Genomic DNA, 19,607 nt, shown 5'->3' on the forward strand with positions numbered 1-19,607 from the left:
AAATATAAATTGATAAAATTGCTTTTTGATAGTCCTTTGACATCAAATTTTAATAAACAATTTAGCATGCATATCGTTTTTACTGTCTCTAAACCCAAATTTCACAAAGGATCAAATTGACACAAAAGGACTCAACTCAAACGTTTTCGTAAAATGATTTTTTCTATAGAAATATTAATGGTATTTACTTTAAAGGTGTTAATTTCGTATGCTTTACACTAGGAAACTTTGTCATTTCCTGAGTAAGAGATATCGGTCTTCAAGAGGAATTAAACCTAAAATCATTTACTCTGATGAGTTTGACAAGGGTATGTGTTAAAACTAAAAATATTAAATTAAATCTCTCCTAATCAAAAGATTATAAAAATGAAATCTAAAATGCTTAAACAAAAATTAATTGGGATCGTGTTCTCTTTTTTACTTGTGATGATGAGCCAAATAATGTTTGCTCAAAATGTCAGTGGGAAAGTGACCGATTCCAGGGATGGAGATCCCCTGACGGGTGTTTCCGTACTGGAAGTAGGTACCACCAATGGTACTGTGACCGATATTGATGGAATTTATTCACTCAAATTAAATTCCCCCTCCACAGTACTTGTTTTTTCCTATATAGGATATACCACCAAATCTATTAGTGTGAATGGCCAATCTGAGCTGAATGTAGTCATGGAATTCGGTACATTGCTGGATGAGGTAATAGTGACTTCACTGGGTATTAGCAGGGAAAAAAAATCTCTCTCCTACTCTGCACAGGGAGTTAGTTCTTCTGAAATGAAACAAGCCAGATCTACCAATATACTCAATACTTTGTCGGGTAAAGTAGCTGGCATCTCAGTCACTGGCTCTGGTGAAGGTGTAGGCGGAGGATCCAAAGTTTTATTACGTGGCAATCGATCTATAAGTGGTAGTAGCCAACCACTCTATATCGTAGATGGAATAGTTATGAATGGCGATATTCGAAATCTAAGCCCTGATGATATCGAAGAAATATCTGTATTAAAGGGAGCCAATGCGGCAGCCTTGTATGGCAGTAGAGCTAATAATGGGGCGATCGTGGTGACTACAAAATCTGGGAAAGGAGCTAAAAACGGTGTAAGTACTTCACTAGGCATTAATTTTTTAGCAGAATCTCCGATACATCTGTTAAAATTTCAAGATGAATATGGCCAAGGTTCTGCAGGTAATTATGCTGCTGCTGCAACCACCTCATGGGGTCCTAAGATGACAGGCCAATCGATCCCGCACTGGTCCAATAACCCCAACCATCCTGACTTTGGAAAGAACTACCCATTGAGCCCTCAGCCAAATAATATAAAAGACTTTTTTCAAACAGGTCAAAACTTAGCTACCAATCTGGGTGTAAACATAAAAAATGATAAAACAAATACATTCTTATCTTATACCTATACCGATGCAAAAGGTATTATTCCCAAAAACAATCTTAATAGTCACAACCTGGGATTGCGTGTAAATACCCAACTAAATACAAAACTATCTGCCGATGCCAAAGTCAACTACATCCGAGATAATTTTTCAAATATATTAAGTCAAGGTGAAGGATTTGACAATCCGCTACGATATCTATATGTGTTACCAAGAAACATACGCACGGCAGATATAGAACAATATGAATTTATAAATGAAGCTGGTCAAAACAGACAACATTACTGGATACCAAGATTTAATGGAGGTGGTAACCCTTATTGGACTATAAATAATATTTTACAACCCAGCCTTCGTGAAAGAGTGACTGGTTTGGTATCACTTAAATATCAAATATTAAAAAACCTTTCACTCATGGGAAGGTCAGCATTGGATAGAATAAATAATTTTACTGACTTTACCAGAAAGACAGATTCTTACACTGTGGCTCAAGGTGGTTCCTACTCAAAAACATTTAACTACGGATATGAATGGAATACTGATTTCTTGCTCAACTTTAATAAATCGTTGACTGAAAAAATATCATTGGATCTCAATGGTGGTGGTAATCTTAGAACTTCCTTATTTGATCAGGTATCAGGAGCTGGTGTGAATTTTAATGTTGAAAATATATTTGCATTGGGCAATACTGCTGATCCAAGACCCGCTGAATCATTTAGTAAAAAAGAAGTGCAATCATTATATGGCTTTGGATCTATAGGTTTCTTCAATAGTATATATTTAGAGTTTTCGGGAAGAAATGATTGGAGCTCTACTCTACCGGCTGCCAATAGATCTTATTTTTATCCATCTTTTGGAGTCTCAGCTGTTTTGAGTGATTTACTTAAATTACCTAACGCAATTTCCTTTTTGAAATTGAGAGGGTCTTGGGCAGAAGTAGGAAGCGATACGGATCCTTATCAGTTATCTCGAAGAGCCATTGTATTTAATGGTACGGTAAGCTTAAACTCTACTTTACCCAATGCAGATTTATTGCCAGAAACAACTCAATCTACCGAAGTAGGATTGGATGCCCGCTTTTTCAAGAATAACCTCAGACTGGACTTATCTTATTACAAAACCAACACATTTGATCAGTTGTTTGCCATATCAGTTCCTGTCGCCTCAGGTATAAACCAAAGATTTCTAAATGGTGCAGATATACAAAATCAAGGTATAGAGGCTGTATTGGGATTCACCCCGATATCCAATAAAAACCTCACTTGGGATATAAATATAAATTTTGCTAAAAACAACAGTAAGATTCTGGATCTGGCAGAAGGCTTAAATGAGCTCAATCGTGGTGGCCCCACAGGCTTTATCAGTGATTTTGTATTGAGAAAAGGATTTCCTTTTGGCGATATACAATCCAGAGGTTTTCAGCGAGATGCACAGGGTAGAGTCATTGTGGGTGCCAATGGTCTTCCATTAATCACCGCAGGTAAAAATGTACCCATTGCTAATTTTAATCCTGATTGGCTAGGCGGTATTAACAATCAATTCAATTATAAAAATTTCAATTTTAGTTTTCTGATAGATATCCGACAAGGTGGTACCATCACTGCATTTAGTGAAGCGATATTGGCAGGTGATGGATTTTTAGATTATACGTTACCTGGAAGAGAAGGCGGAGTGGTATTCGGTAAAGATGTATTTACAAATGAAACAGCTGTAAAACAAGACGGCACTCCAAATGATATTAAGGCATCTGCTGAAAAGTTTTGGAACCTGGTGGGTGGCAGAAATGCTCCTACAGGAGAGGCATTTGTAAGAGACGCATCCAATGTCAGATTGCGGGAAATGGTCTTGGGCTATAGATTGCCAAAGTACAAAGCCAGGATTTCTCTGGTGGGTAGAAATTTATTTTTCTTCAGCAATAAAGCAAAATATGTAGATCCTGAGTTAACCGTAGGGACAGGAAATAACGTTGATGGTCAAGAGGCCTTCTCGTTACCGACTACCCGGTCTATAGGATTGTCTTTAGGAATTGATTTTTAATTATTAAAAAATAAATAGAAATGAAAAAATTATTATTATGCCTGATCCCGACACTTTTTCTGTTTGCGGCATGTACTGATCAGTTTGATGAAATCAATACTGATCCAAAAAATCTAACAGTAGATAAATTAGACCAGGGCACATTTGGTCTTATAGCAGCAGCTGCCTTGTACACCCCTGTCCATATAGGAGTAAATGACAGGGGCAACTTTCAATTAGCACATTCTCTATTTGCTGATGTGTATTCTAACTATATGGCTACTACCGCTCCTAATTTTGATTCTGACAAATTTACTTTAGTTGGTGGTTGGCTCAATGGTGCTTATCTCGATTTTTACAGAGATGCTGCTCCTCAGATAAAGTACGTAGAAGATTTTTCTAAAGCCAACAATATGGTCCTTGAAAATGCCATCTTCAAAGTATGGCGTGTATTTGCATATCATCGCATTACCGATTATTGGGGGCCTATACCCTACTCTAATTTTGGCAATGGCGAAAAATCAGTTGCTTTTGATGCTCAAGACAAAATATATGAAGATTTTTTCAAAACCCTGGACGAAGCCATCACCGTATTAAAGGGTAATGCAGGTAAGACTTCGACTATTTTGGGCGCAAATGATGTAGTTTTCGCAGGCAATGTGAACAATTGGTTGAGATTTGCCAATAGTCTTCGTCTAAGATTGGCCATTAGAGTGCGATATGCTAATGCAGGCCTAGCAAAAACCAATGGAGAAAAAGCGGTAGCCGATGGCGTTATCGAGGCAGTAGCTGGTGATGCCACAGTAAAAACCAGTAACAACTGGCGCAATGGATACACTACCATTACCCAATGGGGTGAATTCAGAATGAGTGCTGACATGGAGAGTATACTGAAAGGATATCAGGATCCAAGAGTAGATAAATATTTTTCTGCCGCTAAAACGCCTGATAATAATGATGACCCAGCGGGAGTGAAATTTCCATATGAAGGAATGCGAAATGGCCAATCAAAAGAAGCTAAACAAGGAATTGCATTTAATAACCTGGCTTCTGACATGGCTCCGATATACATCGCAGCAGAAACAGCAGGACCTAACTGGCCATTGCTCAAAGCATCTGAAGTCTATTTTTTAAGAGCAGAAGGTGCTCTGGTGGGTTGGAATATGGGAAGTGGTACCGTAAAATCTTTTTATGAAGAAGGTATTCGCCGATCATTCACTGAATATGGCTTACCCACTACAGATTTATCTGGCAAAGAATATACGACCAGTAGCAACGTACCTGCTGCGATGGACGCAACTAATCCTGCAGTATCAAAGGTACCGGTAGCCTTCGACGAAGCAGGAAGTACAGAAAAAAAATTAGAACAAATCATCACTCAAAAATGGATATCGCTGTATCCTAATAGTTGGGAAGCGTGGGCCGAAAGAAGGCGTACCGGGTACCCTACTTTATATCCAAGATTGAATACGGATGACCCTGCTATACCGGTGACAGCTATTCCAAGAAGAGTTACTTATACGGTCAGTGAGTATACGACCAATACTGCAGCAGTAAATGCAGCTGTAAACACTTTATTGGGAGGGCCTGATAAAGGAACTACCAAACTGTGGTGGGATAAAAAATAGTCCCCATTAGTTTGCTTTAAAAAACAATAATAGAATACCGTGTAATTCATTTTATACGGTATTTTTTTTTGCTTACGAATAAAGTAGATTTTAATTTGAATAAGCTGCTCTATACGATCGGGATCCAGAAGATAAATATCCAGAGCCATAATAAAACTCTTGCTTTCTTATCTTTTGATCAGGTAGAGTGATATTTATAAAATCATCATCTTTTTTACAATTACTTTTATTGTGATTGGTTTTTTATCCATCATGAAGTCCTTAGTGATTGATGAGCCGGCACAGATAGTTGTAAAATAATACATGCTGGTTACCTCATCGAAAAAATACTTATATCCAGGGCCCTTTGGTGAATTTTCGGGTGATGTGGAAGGATTTGTAATTAACCATTTACCATTGGGATGAGCAATCAAAAAATCCATAAAGAGCAATGGCCATGCAAAATAGCAATGAATTGGCTGAAGCAGCCCGTATTTTGTACCATGAATTTGGCAAACTGGGAATTAAATCACTTAGTTGTGGCTATATGTTTATTGATGAAAATAAACTAAAACAAACAGCTTGGGTTACCCTACCGGATGGCACCATTTTACCAAATTTTATTGATTTCCCACCGACTGGCGATCATGTTTTGAATGAAAGATACGAGAGTTGGAAAATGAAACAGCCGCTGCATGTATGCACCATTCAGGGAGAAATAAACACAGCGCATCATCAGTTTCTATCACAACATGTGCCCGAAAATGTAGCGAAAGATATTTTTGCTCATATTTCGGATAGCATTACATTTTATGGTGCTAATTTTTCAAATGGGTATTTACTCATCCTGGCTCCCTACTTATTTTCGCCAGATGAAGAGCTTATCATTGTACGCTTTGCCAGGGTATTTGAACTGACTTATACCCGCTTTCTTGATTTAAAATTAGCAGAAGCTAAGGCTAGAGAAGCCCAGATAGAACTGGCTTTAGAAAGAGTGCGGTCTAAAACGTTAGCAATGCAATCCTCCGATGAACTGTCCACGATTATTGGATTGATCTATCAAGAACTGGGATAATTGAATGTCGAATTGCAACGATGTTTTTTTATGATCTTCAACCCTCAAAATCTTGGAGTCACCTGGTGGATGGCCAGTGGCGAATCAGTAGATTTAGGTAATGGATATTTGTACCTTACAGTGAGCACCCCCCTCAGTTAGCCTATTTAAAAGGCTGGCAAGAACGAAAAGAAACCTGGCGTTATGTGATGCAGGGTGAAGAGAAGGCTCTGTGGGATAATTTTCTATTTAGTCAAACTGAACTTGTGCGTTTGCCTCAAAGATAAGAATATATCTCGCCCTAAAATCAAAAGGCCAATGGAAAACCACTGACCTTTTGGAACAAAAAATGTATGATTAACTTTAGTATTTATTGCACAGATTGTACAATATGTTGCACTATTCACACAAAAATAGCTCATCAAGTACAGAAAAAAGCACTAAAATCTACTAAAACGTTGTAGTAAATTTTGATACATTAAAATGCATAGACTTTTTAGTAATCCATTATACCTTAGAAGCATATAAAAAAGCAGGTAAGTCCAAGCATTCAATATATTCTACATTTGAGGTTCATTTTTAATGTTAAAAATCAGTTTATGTCAAAAATATCAGTAGTTGTCTTATCGCTCATTATTTATGTATCGGGCATCAGGGCCCAATCTTTAACCTCAACCATCAAAACATATAAAAGGACATTTACGACTTACCCATTTTCAGACCCCAATCCCATCGCCAACGTAGACAAAATCTATCCATACTTTAGATTTGATGGTTATACCGATACTGCAACACTACAAACCTGGACTACAGTAGAATTGGAGAATCAATACATCAAATTGATGATACTGCCGGAGATAGGAGGAAAGATTTGGGCTGCCTGGGACAAGGCATCTGGAGAAGCCTTCATCTATAACAATCAAGTGGTCAAGTTTAGAGATGTGGCTATGCGTGGCCCCTGGACCAGCGGCGGTATAGAGGCCAACTATGGAATCATCGGACATACGCCTAACTGTGCGACTCCTGTGGATTATAAGACACAATCTAATGCTGATAGAAGCGTAAGTTGTTTTATAGGTACCTATGACAAACTCACGCAGACATCCTGGACGATCGAAATAAACCTGGCCCCCGACAAAGCCTATTTTACTACCAAATCATTGTGGCATAACAGTACCCCATTAGAACAACCTTATTACTCCTGGATGAATACCGGGATGCCCGCTGCCGGCAATCTTGAATTTATCTTCCCGGGAAATAGATACCTGGGTCATGACGGAGAATATGCAGACTGGCCTATCAATAAAACCAATAACAAAAACATCTCCTTTTATAACAATAATGACTTTGGAGGTTATAAGTCTTATCATGTTTTTGGCCAGCCTGCTGATTTTTTTGCGACATATTGGCATGATAAAGATTTTGGTATGGGCCATTATGCACTTCAGGATGACAAGCCGGGACGCAAAATATGGATCTGGGGACTTTCCCGTCAAGGTATGATCTGGGAACAACTACTCACGGATCAGGATGGACAATACGTGGAGATCCAATCCGGACGCCTGTTTAATCAATCCGCGGATGGCAGCACCTTTACACCCTTTAAACATAGAGGATTTTCTCCTTACGCTACAGATGAGTGGACCGAGTATTGGTTTCCGGTCAAAAAAACCAAAGGCCTGCAGAAAGTCAATCTTTATGGGGGATTCAATTTTTATAAAGAAAACAATTATGTCAAATGGTCATTTTGCCCGGTACAATTTATTAAAGATACTGTGACTATTACTGTAGACCAAAAAGTGATCAAGAAAAAAATAAGTTTTGTTCCGCTCAAAGTAGTCAGAGATTCTATTCTGATCGTATCCGGTGGGGATGAGATATCTTTTACGATCGGTGACAAGTTTAGATATTCTACCATTCATCAAAAAGAAGGCTTGGCCCGGCCTGTAGATCTACCATCGACTTTTGACTGGAGCTCAGCATATGGTCTATATCTGAAAGGCAAAGAGTGGCAAAGGGATAGAAATTATATCAAAGCCGAAGATCTTCTCGCACAAAGCCTGGCAGCAGACTCACTTTATATATCTGCCCTTGCTGTCATGGCGGAGCTCCAATATCGTAAAATGAATTATAGCGGAGCTTTGCAGTATGCATTAAAAGGATTGAGCCTGGATACTTACGATCCACAGACCAATTTTATTTATGGGCTGATTCAAAAAGCTTTGTATCATTATCAAGATGCCAGAGATGGTTTTAGTATTGCTGCTGCATCGACGGACTACAAAAGCGCAGCTTACCTTGAGCTGGCCAGGCTCGATGCCCTGGATCAAACTTATGATCGTGCATTATCTTATGCCATGAGGAGTACGGAATTCAATGCCAAAAATATAGAGGCCTTACAATTACTAGCCTATATATACCGGATCAAAAAAAATCGATCCAAAGCGGCAGAGTACCTAACACAAATCTATAAGTTAAATCCACTGAACCATTTTGTAGATGCAGAAAGATGGTTGTCCAATCCAAGTCTAAATAACAAAACACAGCTCTCGGGCCATATCCAACAGGAATTTAATGATGAGGTATATTTGAATTTGGCGGATTGGTATTTGAATGTCCAAAGTCCAAAGGATGCAGTGAGCATCTTAGGATTAGCTCCCGACCATACTGAGATACTGTACTGGAAGGCTTATGCATTACATTTATCAGGGGATTTGAGTTATACCGATGTTTTACATAAAGCAGTATCCTCTAGTCCCGAAATGGTTTTTCCCTATCGGACTACAGCCCAGTCAGTATTTAAGTTTTCTTCAGAACATGTGGCTACCTGGCCGCCTAAATATTTTTTAGGGCTCCTGGCATGGAGCAGAGGAAATACGAGTGCGGCCAAAGATTTATTTGAATCTTGCGGCGAACCGGCTTTTGCCGCTTTTTATGCTGCCAAAGCCAACCTATTTGATGATCAAAGGTCAATCAATTTGGAAAAAGCGATGGCACTGGATGGAAAAGGGTGGCGATACGGCAAGTTACTCGCACAGGAATACCTAGCGCAGGGTCATCTCCAGGAAGCTCTAATGATAGCGACCAAGTATCATCAAGACTATCCCGCCAATGATGGAGTCGCTTTCCTCCTGGCTAAATGTATGATCGAAAACAAGAAGTATGAAGCAGCATATACTTTATTGATGAGTAAAACTTTTCTCCCCAATGAAGGATCCACAGAAGGGCGGTATTTGTATCGCGAAGCGACGATGCAGCAAGCGATACAGGCTATGTACAAAAATGATTTTACAGCGGCATTGCAGTTTATCGGTCAAGCAGCCCAATGGCCGGAAAATCTTGGGGTAGGCAAACCCTATGATGAAGACATCGATAGCAGGATCGAAAAATTGTGCACCGCTATTTGCTGGCAGCGCATGGGTAGGCTCCAGGAGGCCCAAAAGCTTTTTAAAGATATCAGTGAAGACCGATCGCACCTGGATAGTCCTATGCTGTTGATCAATGCACTGGCATTAAAAATGTCAGACCAAGAAGAGCAAGGCAATACATTATTGGAATCCTGGCAGGGCAGAATACCTGACTCCCCCATACCTGCCTGGTGTCTTTCGATGTATCAACAGCAAATGAACTTAACCGATCCGACCATGACACTTGACTCAAAAAATTTAATTAAATCTGTGGTCGGTTATTTAAATCAACAGTAGAGTCCTATGCTATCCGCAGTGAAAGCTGGAACCCTTTTACATTATAATTGGCTCTATGTTTGTACACTTGGTTTCCTGGCAGCTGAATCTCTACTTCCAGATCTTCTGATAAGGTATCGCGGTTTCTGACAAATCTTTTTACATACTGTTCATCACCAATCTCGATAGTTTGTATTTCATTGAGGTGATGTAATATGGCATTGCCATCCTGATTTTGGTCAAAATTAGACCATTTGCTCATATCAAATTTTAATATGGCTTTATTTGCAGTATCTACTTCTAAAGTCGACTGTAAGGCGACCGCAGTAAAGACCAGTCCATTTGCATTAAATACAAGGCGTTGGCGCGTCTTGCGTAGATTCTTTATCATACAATGTTGAATAAATATTTTTTAATAAAATTTAGAAATAAGAGATAACGAATGAAGCCATTCAATAAAAAAATACTTGTAATAAAATTGATAAAATGGGGTTTGGCTTTCGCAGAATAACTTGCGAATCGAGATTTAAGCAGAACAGTAAGAAGCTCATTATCTTCCGGAAAACTGGCCAAATATACTCAAATCGACATTTCCCTGTCAATTGTTTTTTTAAGGATGGATGGACTTATTTTTTGGCAATTTTTTGTGCATGTTTTTTTTACAATATCAGGTTAAAATTTTGTCATAAAAAATATAAATAATTGATAATTAATTTGTTATATATTTTTATTTTTTCAAAAAAATAATTTTTGTTACCCCATAAAAATGATGCAGTTTATTGATTTTCTTGTTTTAAGAAATGCTTAGTGGGTTAAAAAACCTCGTGAAATTATGCCAGACAAATATTCATGAAGGCGTATTGGCCCTTTAAAGTGGTACAGTCGTATTTTTGGATGATGGAGCATGTTATAGAGACTAGTGCGCTGACCAAGAGATTTGGATCGTTGACGGCTATCGATGAGATCTCCATGCATGTGAGACAAGGAGAGATCTATGGATTTTTAGGATTAAATGGCGCCGGTAAAACCACCCTGATCAGGGCTTTGTTGGGTATGATCAAACCGTCACAAGGCACTATTAAGTTATTTGGTCATCAGGTAAAGCAGGCATCTCGCATCTGGAATGATATAGGGTATATGGTAGAGACCCCGGCGTCTTATCCCAATCTGACTGTCGTCGAAAACCTACAGGTGTACCATACATTGAGAGGACTGAAGGAACCTCGAGCCATTGATCAAATCGTCGACACCCTGGAATTGACAGCTTATAGATCTGTCCAGGCAAAATATCTTTCCCTGGGAAACAATCAACGGCTTGGATTGGCGAAAGCGCTTCTTCATCATCCGAGGCTACTGATCCTCGATGAGCCTATTAATGGTCTGGATCCTGCCGGTATAGTCAAAATCAGAGAATATCTGGGAAAGTTAGCAAAGGAAGAGGGTGCAACCATATTCCTATCCAGCCACATTCTTTCCGAAATCGCTAAGCTCGCCACTCGTATAGGCATCGTACATCAAGGCCGATTAATCCATGAAATCAATACAGAGGATCTGCCACAGCTGGTACATAAGACCTTATATATAGACACCCTGGACAATGATCGTGCCTATGAAGTGTTGGTGAAGCAAGGCCTCAAAGTATCTAAGGCAAAAGCAGGGCCCCTGATATGCAAGGATAAAAGAGGTCTCGATCAGCCTGAGCTCCTGTCCGAAGATTTATTTAAAGCCGGCCTTGCTGTCAGGTCCTTTCATATTGTACAGGAAGACCTTGAATCCTTTTTCCTCAGGATGATCCAGCCATCGACCCCATACAAACCAAGCATGATGAATACTGCATGGCACGCGCTCAAGGCGGAAGTATTAAAAAATAAACATTCACCCATCCATGGAATCACTTTAGTTGCATTTGCTTTGGCACCGATATTTGGAGGTATCATCATGTTTTTGATGCAGTCCAGAGGTATGGATGGTTTGTCCGGTGCTCTGCGTTCCAAATCGGAAGTATTAGCTATAGCCGCCGATTGGCCATCATATCTCAGTATATTGACTCAAGCTGTTGGAGTAGGAGGGATCTTGATATTTGGATTTATCACCAGCTGGCTTTTTGGAAGGGAGTTTTCTGATGGCACCGTCAAAGACTTGATAGCCCTGCCTGTATCCAGAGCCAATATTTTGAATGCAAAATTTATTTATGCAACAACCTGGTGTGTAGCATTGGTGATCTGTAACCTGCTGCTTGGACTATTGATCGGTTTCATCCTGGGATTATCCGGATGGGAGTGGAGCTTTTTCGCCCGGGAGTTAAACCACTATTTCCTCACGACTTTTCTCATAATATTGTTGAATACTCCTGTCGCTTACTTTGCTTTATGGGGCAAGGGGTATCTTTCTCCACTGGGATTGGTCACGATCATGCTGGTCATGTCTCAGATACTTGGAGCACTCGGTGTGGGACAATATTTCCCCTGGGCAGTGCCTGGCTTATACAGCGGTAGTGGAGGCGCAGCGTATCGATCACAGTTGAACTATCTGAGTTATGCTTTGTTATTCCTGACAAGTATAGCAGGATATTTTGGGTCAATAAGTTATTGGTCGAAGAAGGATTTGGAAAAATAGGGCAATAGAGCATCCAGCAGTCTCAGATGGCATTGGGCTTTGGTTATTCTGTGGAAAAGGATGATCTTGCATATAAGTAAACTTTTCGAAGATATTTTTTGACAACTATTACCATTTGATATTTTAAAAAGAAAATTCTAAACAGAAGATGATGAAAAATTGGCGATTCATTTCCTTGAGTCTGTTGTTAGTGATTGGGTGTAATCATAAGGATACGAATGTTCCGGTAGTGGGATTTGTAGATGCCTTTGAAGACAACACCATCGGGCAGGCGAAAACCGGGTTTATCGATGCACTGGAACAGGCCGGTTATGAAGAAAAAAAAGGTACGCTCAAAATTATTTATCGCAATGCTCAGGGCAATATCCCTACACTCACTCAGATAGTCAATTATTTTATTGCACAAGAGGTCTCACTCATAGCCACGAACCCATCTTTGTCTACGATTACCGCTGTACAGAACACCAAGACTATCCCCATATTTATGATGGTCTCTCCCTCACCAGAATTGATGAAAGTCAATGATGCACAAGGCCATGCTCCTGACAATTTGCTTGGGGTGGGAGAGACCTTGGACTATATAGACACTTCATTTTTACTCATTCCAAAAGTGGTAAAATCCAAATCAGGTCCTTTAACGGTCGGCATGTTATACAATCAATCCGAGCCTCAGTCAGTCGAAGCGATGGAACGCATCCGAAATCTGGCTACCAACAATAATATCACCCTTATCTATCAATCTGTCAATTCATCTGCAGATGTACCATTGGTTACAGCCTCTTTATTGGCAAGGAATATCGATGTGTTTTTTGCAAATCCCGACAACATTGTTTTTGCTTCATTTGAATCCATACTCCAATCATGTAATCAAAAAAATATCCCGATTTTTACGAGTGAAGCCGGATTGGTACAACGGGGTGCATTGGCAGCCTATGGCGCCGACATCTATCAATGGGGGTACCAGGCAGGCACGCAAGCTGCACAATATTTAAAATCAAAAAACCTCCAGGGATTACATTGGGAGATGGTCACCCTTAGGAAAAAAGTTTATAATCCCGTAGCCGCTCAAAAATTCGGAATTAATATACCTACTGACTTCGGGTCTATTCAATGAGTCAATTTTATCTCACGGCGCTTCAACTTGCTTTGTGCCTTGGTCCTATGGCATTGGGTATATTCATTTCGATGAAGGTTTTTAATATCCCTGATATCACCACAGACGGCAGTTATACTTTGGGTGCCGTAGTGACGGCGACAGGGCTTATTCAACATTGGCCAGCCTGGGTCATACTGCCGGCTTGCATGTGCGCAGGGGCGCTTGCGGGCGTGTGTACAGGCGTGATCCATACTAAATTGAAAATCGATGCCTTGCTGGCTGGTATCCTGGTGATGACCGGATTGTATTCCGTCAACCTGATTTTTCTGGGAAGGTCTAACGTACCCCTGATCAATCAACCGGGCATATTTACTTCGGTCACTATTTTTCAGAATGTACTTTTTAATCAGGTTGTTATAGCGATCTGTATAACGGTGCTGCTTATGATGATATTGAATTATGTTCTCAAGACCGATTTTGGCATAGCGATGCGAGCCACAGGCAACAATCCGGTCATGACTAAATCAATGGGTATCAATAACGACATGGTCAAGATACTCGGACTAGCCATCGCCAATGCCCTCACCGGCCTGAGTGGTTATCTCGTGGCTCAATACCAAAACTTTACAGATATCAATATGGGTATCGGCATCGTCATCACTGGCCTGGGATCGGTCCTGATAGCAGATGCCCTCAAGACCTGGATGCACCTCACCAGCATTGGCTGGCAGATCGTCCTGGTGATCGTAGGAAGCATATTGTTTCAAATGGTATTGGCAGGTACCCTGGCTATGGGTATCGATCCCAATTGGCTAAAACTGGTTACTGCGTTATTTGTTTTAATGATCGTAGCCTTGCCTCGACTGACCAGCGCTTTGCAAAAAAGTTGAAAAAGTTATGATTTCGCTACGACACATTAGCAAGATTTTTAATCAGGGAAAAATAAATGAAGTCATTGCATTGGATGACATCTCCCTGGATATACATCAGGGCGAGTTTGTCGTCATCATTGGTGCTAACGGCAGTGGCAAGACTACCCTGATGAATATCATAGAAGGTTCTGAATTGCCTACTGAAGGGTCTATCAGTATAAAGGATACAGAGGTGACGGCGCTTCCTGAATACAAACGCAGCAAGTGGGTCGCACGCGTATTTCAAAATCCTACCAATGGTACTGCCCCTGACCTGACTATCCTGGACAATTTTAGGCTGGCAGCGTTGCGAACTCAGCGCAAAAACGTGACGATTGGCACGAATGCGGCATTCCGAAAGCGGGTCCAGGAGAAAATCAGTAGTTTGGGTATGGGACTCGAAAACAAGATCAGTCAAGCTATGGGCAGCCTATCAGGTGGCCAGCGCCAGGCGCTGACCTTACTCATGAGTGTCATGGACGATACAGATATCTTGCTGTTAGACGAACCCACCGCGGCGCTGGATCCCAAGTCTGCCCTGGTCGTCATGCGACTGGCAGAAAAATTAAATCAGGATATGGGCATCACCACGATCCTGATCACGCACAATTTAAAAGATGCTTTACAATACGGGGATCGGTTGATCCAATTCCAGGAGGGAAAGATCGTATGTGATATCGATAAAGGATCAAAAGCAAATCTTATGCTGCAGGATATTTATGGATGGTTTGCATGATATTTGATGCTGTTCTTCAGGGAAAAGTCATTAATGTATCTTATGCGGGCATGTTTGGAAAGAAAGGCATTCGGGTAGCTAGTGTCCTTCTGCTCCTTTCATTCTGGTCTGCTATCGGTATACTTTTTTTTGTAAATCTGGAATGTAAACTCTCAGGAAATAGCAATGTAAAAATTATTCCTACCAAGACCAAGACTAAAAAATGGCCTTTGTGGCGGATTAAGCGAACTTGCAAGAAATGGATGAATTATGATTCTGTAAGGACAGTTAGTTATTATTAGGGTCTTTTCTTCTGAAGTATTATTATTTGTTTTGGCTTAGACAGTATTCACTGTAATTTGCATATTCATCTGTCCAAACTCAATGACCAAACTTAGCACAAAACTATATCAAATGTGTTAATTTATTAAGGTCGGACAATCTTGTATTTTAATATGACCAGAATGCCTAATTTAAATAAAAGAATCTATCAAGAATCCAAGTCTTAGTACTTTCTGATACGGGTTTAAAAGATGTATAATATATTAACTATATCAAGAATCTCCTGCAGCTGTAAAGACATGAATAGCCGTTGAATGCTAATAATTTAACGTTTGATAGTTTGAAAATATCCCTGTCGACAGTTATTCATCATATTTTACTATTTTGGGTCGACAAATCTTTCCGAAGATTTTAATTAAACCAACAATTTTTATAAACTTATCTCTATGTCTCAGATCCGTCGACTTGCAGCTATCATGTTTACTGACATCGTTGGTTATACTGCATTGATGGGTAATGATGAAAAAAAAGCATTTCAACTCCTTCAACGCAACAGGGAGATTCAAAGACCAGTGATCGAAGAATTTGGGGGTACATGGATCAAAGAACTGGGTGATGGAGTAATGGCTAGCTTCAATTCGGTGACAGATTCGGTATACGCGGCGATTAAAATTCAGGAAGTGTGTAATAAAACCAACGAATTTTTATTGCGTATCGGTATTCACCATGGGGAAGTTGTGTTTGAAGACCAGGATGTTTTTGGAGATGTCGTAAACATCGCCTCCAGGCTTCAGGCTTTATCTACACCCGGATCTATATGGGTTTCCGAATCAGTACATCACAATATTGTCAATAAGCAAGGCATTGTGTCCCGTTATTTGAAACAGGAGATACTAAAAAACGTGAGAGAACCCGTAAATATATACGAAGTCTTAAGCGAAGAGCAAAGCCAATTGCAACCGGGCTCTCACAATAAAAAAGCCAATTCCGCTATCCTTCCTGACTTTGAATATGATTTATATATAAGTTATCGGGCTAACGACAATAAATATATTCCTTCCGGGACCAAAACAGGAACAGGGGGTGGCTGGGTCACAGAAATGGTTGAAAAGTTAAAGCAAGAACTTGAAGCAACGCTCAAAGACAGACTTTCTATTCACTTTGACCGGAGTCAGGATGATTTCAGGACAGATTTATCAACTTCCACCGGGCCCATCGAACATGCTGTCAAAGCGCTGATTTTTATTCCCATTATTTCACAGACCTACTGTGACACCAATTCTGCTGTCTGGAAAGAAGAATTCCTGCAATTTAAGACTGAATCAAGCACTGATCGATTAGGCCGAAACATTAAATTGTCTGGTGACAGTTCTACCTCACGGTTTCTACCAATCAAGATACACGACCTTGATCCGGAAGATTTACACCTATTAGAAGAAGAACTTTCCGGAGAATTACGATCCATTGATTTTATTTACCGTGAGCAGGGAGTGAACAGACCATTGCGTCCCGTAGATGATGAGATCATTTCAGATTCATCGCGAATATTCTATCGGAAAAAAAGCCGCAAATATTCTTCAGCCAGTTTGTAATAGCAGTAGGGTGCTGCCTCCACTATCGTGAAAAGATGATCACTATCTGCCAAAATCAAAGATCAGCCCTACACTATTAAAGTTTTCATCGTATGCCAGGGGTTTGTCTGTGAGTTTAAACGATTTTCCAATTTGAATTTGCAATTTGACCCATTTATAACCTATCCTGGCCGTGAGAGCAGGTTCAGCAAATATCCACGTAGGTTTTTCAATATCCAGTAGCTTATTACTAGTCAGTTCTGAAAGGCTATAAGTAGTTTCCGGTTTTTTATATTTTCCTGCGACGAGTCGTGGTGTAAATGCCAGTTCAAATATATCATGATGAATACCTATGCTGGGTTGAAAAAAAAATCTGGCTCCCTGCGCTTCAAATTTTTTGCCATTGTCAAAAGTCTTGGTGGTCCCTACTCCACCGCCCACATATGCTTCCCAACGCAACATTCCACTACCATAGTTAAACCCGCCAAGCCCGACCTCAAAGAAACTCCCTTTACCATAAACAGCATCAGTCGACTCCCCATCTTTTCTAAACATAGCATTTGCCATGACGCCAAATCGTCTGTTTAAACTCGCTGCAAATTGAATATTGCCTTGAGAATCGCCACTGACCCGTAATTGACCAGAATCATCAAATAAGGGAACATTGACAGTGTTGGGGACATAAGCAGTCTTACAAGCTTGGCCCATAAACAGAAAAAAACATAAGAAAAGGAAGAGGTTTTTCATATTGCTGTGTTTTTTAATTATTGGTTAGGACTAAAGTTACAATATTTGCTTGCATGTCTGGTCTCCTTAATATATTTTTCAATGATCTCCCAGGTTGCTTTTCCTTAAGGTGTCTATAAATGGGCCACTTCGGAATAGGGCAGGGTACTGATGGATTCATTCAATATTTCGTTTCGACTTCCCCTGTGTTGCTCATTGCTTTTTACTATTTCTTCATTCATTGCATCAATTAACTTCGAGCTCACATCAGAAAAATTATTGACGAAGTTTACGGGTTTTGAATTTCATGAGCGATGCCTTCAGTGAGCTCCCCCCAAGAGAAGCGAGTTTTTCGAATTGAATGAGCTGTGCTTGTGTAGACTTTAATTGAGATAGAGTATATTGTATTTCATTTTTCTGGCTCTCGAGCATGATGTTAGCTTTTGTTTTTGCCGGTTATTGGTATAGAGCATAAATGCAATTAAAACAAATACACCCAGGCCGGACAACAAGCTATAATGTTTTATTTTGTTTTCGCCGGCTATCCGGTTTGCTTCCAATTGACGATAACGCTCCTGGTCATTTGCAATGGATTTTTGCATAGCCTGGATTTTATCAGGACCATATAATTCATTATTGACGGCATAAGCTTTTTGAGTATATTACTGTGCTTGCTTCGGATTTGATGATGCATACAATCCGGCCAGCATATTGCAATTCATCAAGATTCCATCCTTAATATTTATAGACTCTCACTGTTCAAGTCCCGGTTTTGCATAATAAATCGCTGAGTCGGTTTGTCCCAATGCTTTATGTAATCCCGACCTGGTATTAGCACAATAAGATACTACATGGTGATCTTTGTTTTGAAGTTCCAATAAAATCGCCTGATTAGAAAATTGAAATGCTTTTGAAAGATCACCTGATCTGAAATTTTAAATCCCCCATATGACTTGAAAGAGAAGGATTGTATAGTCCGGAAGATATCATCTTGTCATAGGCTAACCCAGGATAGTATCTGGCAGAATCCAGGTTTTTGCCCGGATTATTATACAATTTGTAATGCACACCAATATTGGATAGTTCAAGGATGTAACTTTATATGTCATAGTCCTGATGCGTAGCTATTCCTGCGATGGCCAGTGCTTCGTATAAATAATCCGATGCTTTATCATAATTTTTTAACTCTGGATTCATGATTCCAAGCAGATTGAGACCTCTGGATATTTCGTTGGAGAAGTGGCCGTCCCGGATAATTTTCAACGAATTCAAAATATTCTCCATTGATTTAGATATTTCGCCCTGGATTCTATAAGTGGAAGCTATTGTATATAATGCCCGCGCTTCTCCCTGTTTAAAATGAATTTTTTGAGCAAGCTGTAATGTCTCATAGCCATATAACATGGAGGTATACGGATTGGTATTTCTTAATTCATAAGATAATAAGGTCAGGGTTAACACTCGATCCGTATCCTGATTGATTTGATCCAGACGATGGGATAAACTATCGATTAGCATCAGGTTCTGACTAAAACAAAATTGCAAAGGAAGGACAATACGCCAATGGATACATACTTTTTAAAATATTCATTCATTGAATCTAATTGAAGTAATGGAAGATCACCGGCCCATGGATTGGGTGGTGATGGTTCCTCGATTCGTGTGGGTAATGATAAGCAGAGGAACAAAAACAAATCGCATTGATGGGTTGGTAATACGAATGGTAGTAAAAGTAGCTTTACCCGGGATTGCAAAAGATTGATTGCTTCACTAGGATACGAAACACCAGAGTAAAGGCCGGATGGGGTTTGCCAATGCGCAGATGCGGTCTTGCAATTTATTATTGCCATTTCGAAAAGCGTTTCTCTCTGGATTCAACAATACTTTTTCCGAAAGACTCATTCACTAAAGGGAAACCGCACCGGAAATTAAATTACTCATTTTTTT

At 39.9% G+C, this 19,607-nt stretch carries 13 protein-coding genes and 1 pseudogene; 10 read left to right on the top strand and 4 right to left on the bottom strand.

The window, feature by feature from the left end; all coding sequences use genetic code 11:
• Window positions 1-426: 426 nt before the first annotated feature.
• The 4 genes from IPJ09_16150 (at window position 427) to IPJ09_16165 (ending at window position 9,764) form a co-directional block, all read left to right on the top strand.
• Window positions 427-3,420, top strand: coding sequence for a SusC/RagA family TonB-linked outer membrane protein (locus IPJ09_16150; GenBank protein ID MBK7372939.1), 2,994 nt, complete (start codon window positions 427-429; stop codon window positions 3,418-3,420).
• 20 nt (window positions 3,421-3,440) lie between these two features.
• Window positions 3,441-5,027, top strand: coding sequence for a SusD/RagB family nutrient-binding outer membrane lipoprotein (locus tag IPJ09_16155; GenBank protein MBK7372940.1), 1,587 nt, complete (start codon window positions 3,441-3,443; stop codon window positions 5,025-5,027).
• Between the two features lie 436 nt (window positions 5,028-5,463).
• Window positions 5,464-6,081, top strand: a complete 618-nt coding sequence (locus IPJ09_16160; protein MBK7372941.1) for a hypothetical protein — start codon at window positions 5,464-5,466, stop codon at window positions 6,079-6,081.
• Window positions 6,082-6,659: 578 nt separating this feature from the next.
• Window positions 6,660-9,764: a DUF5107 domain-containing protein gene (locus IPJ09_16165; GenBank protein ID MBK7372942.1), complete on the top strand. Its 3,105-nt coding sequence runs from the start codon at window positions 6,660-6,662 to the stop codon at window positions 9,762-9,764.
• Window positions 9,765-9,768: 4 nt separating this feature from the next.
• On the opposite strand, the gene IPJ09_16170 is transcribed toward IPJ09_16165, so the two are convergent.
• The gene (locus IPJ09_16170) at window positions 9,769-10,134 is read right to left on the bottom strand and encodes a hypothetical protein (GenBank protein MBK7372943.1); all 366 of its coding nucleotides are present in this window, start codon (window positions 10,132-10,134) and stop codon (window positions 9,769-9,771) included.
• 506 nt (window positions 10,135-10,640) lie between these two features.
• On the opposite strand from IPJ09_16170, the pseudogene IPJ09_16175 reads away from it, so the two are divergent.
• From IPJ09_16175 to IPJ09_16200, 6 genes and pseudogenes are all read left to right on the top strand, one after another.
• Window positions 10,641-11,540, top strand: a pseudogene (locus IPJ09_16175) (ABC transporter ATP-binding protein).
• Window positions 11,541-11,567: 27 nt separating this feature from the next.
• A complete protein-coding gene (locus tag IPJ09_16180) occupies window positions 11,568-12,359 on the top strand; it encodes an ABC transporter permease (GenBank protein ID MBK7372944.1) in 792 nt (263 codons plus the stop codon).
• Window positions 12,360-12,510: 151 nt separating this feature from the next.
• Window positions 12,511-13,473, top strand: coding sequence for an ABC transporter substrate-binding protein (locus IPJ09_16185; GenBank protein MBK7372945.1), 963 nt, complete (start codon window positions 12,511-12,513; stop codon window positions 13,471-13,473).
• Window positions 13,470-14,345: an ABC transporter permease gene (locus tag IPJ09_16190; GenBank protein MBK7372946.1), complete on the top strand. Its 876-nt coding sequence runs from the start codon at window positions 13,470-13,472 to the stop codon at window positions 14,343-14,345. The genes IPJ09_16185 and IPJ09_16190 overlap by 4 nt, the downstream gene beginning before the upstream one ends.
• Window positions 14,346-14,352: 7 nt before the next feature.
• Entirely contained in the window at window positions 14,353-15,102 is a 750-nt protein-coding gene (locus IPJ09_16195; GenBank protein ID MBK7372947.1) for an ATP-binding cassette domain-containing protein, read from the top strand.
• Between the two features lie 707 nt (window positions 15,103-15,809).
• On the top strand, window positions 15,810-16,955 hold the full coding sequence (locus IPJ09_16200) for an adenylate/guanylate cyclase domain-containing protein (protein MBK7372948.1): 1,146 nt from the start codon (window positions 15,810-15,812) through the stop codon (window positions 16,953-16,955).
• Between the two features lie 42 nt (window positions 16,956-16,997).
• Here the strand turns inward: IPJ09_16200 and IPJ09_16205 are convergent, their stop codons facing one another.
• From IPJ09_16205 to IPJ09_16215, 3 genes are all read right to left on the bottom strand, one after another.
• On the bottom strand, window positions 16,998-17,681 hold the full coding sequence (locus IPJ09_16205) for a hypothetical protein (GenBank protein ID MBK7372949.1): 684 nt from the start codon (window positions 17,679-17,681) through the stop codon (window positions 16,998-17,000).
• 362 nt (window positions 17,682-18,043) lie between these two features.
• Window positions 18,044-18,262, bottom strand: coding sequence for a hypothetical protein (locus tag IPJ09_16210; protein ID MBK7372950.1), 219 nt, complete (start codon window positions 18,260-18,262; stop codon window positions 18,044-18,046).
• A gap of 496 nt (window positions 18,263-18,758) precedes the next feature.
• Window positions 18,759-19,178: a tetratricopeptide repeat protein gene (locus IPJ09_16215; protein MBK7372951.1), complete on the bottom strand. Its 420-nt coding sequence runs from the start codon at window positions 19,176-19,178 to the stop codon at window positions 18,759-18,761.
• Window positions 19,179-19,607 lie beyond the last annotated feature (429 nt).

The sequence above is a fragment of the Saprospiraceae bacterium genome (assembly GCA_016709995.1).
In the GTDB taxonomy this organism is placed as follows: domain Bacteria; phylum Bacteroidota; class Bacteroidia; order Chitinophagales; family Saprospiraceae; genus JADJLQ01.

What these genes read in the sequence shown, in the direction of transcription:
- IPJ09_16150 (MBK7372939.1), top strand. Translation starts at nt 427, where the DNA reads ATGATGAGCCAAATAATGTTTGCTCAAAATGTCAGTGGGAAAGTGACC.
- IPJ09_16155 (MBK7372940.1), top strand. Translation starts at nt 3,441, where the DNA reads ATGAAAAAATTATTATTATGCCTGATCCCGACACTTTTTCTGTTTGCG.
- IPJ09_16160 (MBK7372941.1), top strand. Translation starts at nt 5,464, where the DNA reads ATGCAAAATAGCAATGAATTGGCTGAAGCAGCCCGTATTTTGTACCAT.
- IPJ09_16165 (MBK7372942.1), top strand. Translation starts at nt 6,660, where the DNA reads ATGTCAAAAATATCAGTAGTTGTCTTATCGCTCATTATTTATGTATCG.
- IPJ09_16170 (MBK7372943.1), bottom strand. Translation starts at nt 10,134, where the DNA reads ATGATAAAGAATCTACGCAAGACGCGCCAACGCCTTGTATTTAATGCA.
- IPJ09_16180 (MBK7372944.1), top strand. Translation starts at nt 11,568, where the DNA reads ATGAATACTGCATGGCACGCGCTCAAGGCGGAAGTATTAAAAAATAAA.
- IPJ09_16185 (MBK7372945.1), top strand. Translation starts at nt 12,511, where the DNA reads ATGAAAAATTGGCGATTCATTTCCTTGAGTCTGTTGTTAGTGATTGGG.
- IPJ09_16190 (MBK7372946.1), top strand. Translation starts at nt 13,470, where the DNA reads ATGAGTCAATTTTATCTCACGGCGCTTCAACTTGCTTTGTGCCTTGGT.
- IPJ09_16195 (MBK7372947.1), top strand. Translation starts at nt 14,353, where the DNA reads ATGATTTCGCTACGACACATTAGCAAGATTTTTAATCAGGGAAAAATA.
- IPJ09_16200 (MBK7372948.1), top strand. Translation starts at nt 15,810, where the DNA reads ATGTCTCAGATCCGTCGACTTGCAGCTATCATGTTTACTGACATCGTT.
- IPJ09_16205 (MBK7372949.1), bottom strand. Translation starts at nt 17,681, where the DNA reads ATGAAAAACCTCTTCCTTTTCTTATGTTTTTTTCTGTTTATGGGCCAA.
- IPJ09_16210 (MBK7372950.1), bottom strand. Translation starts at nt 18,262, where the DNA reads ATGCAAAAATCCATTGCAAATGACCAGGAGCGTTATCGTCAATTGGAA.
- IPJ09_16215 (MBK7372951.1), bottom strand. Translation starts at nt 19,178, where the DNA reads ATGCTAATCGATAGTTTATCCCATCGTCTGGATCAAATCAATCAGGAT.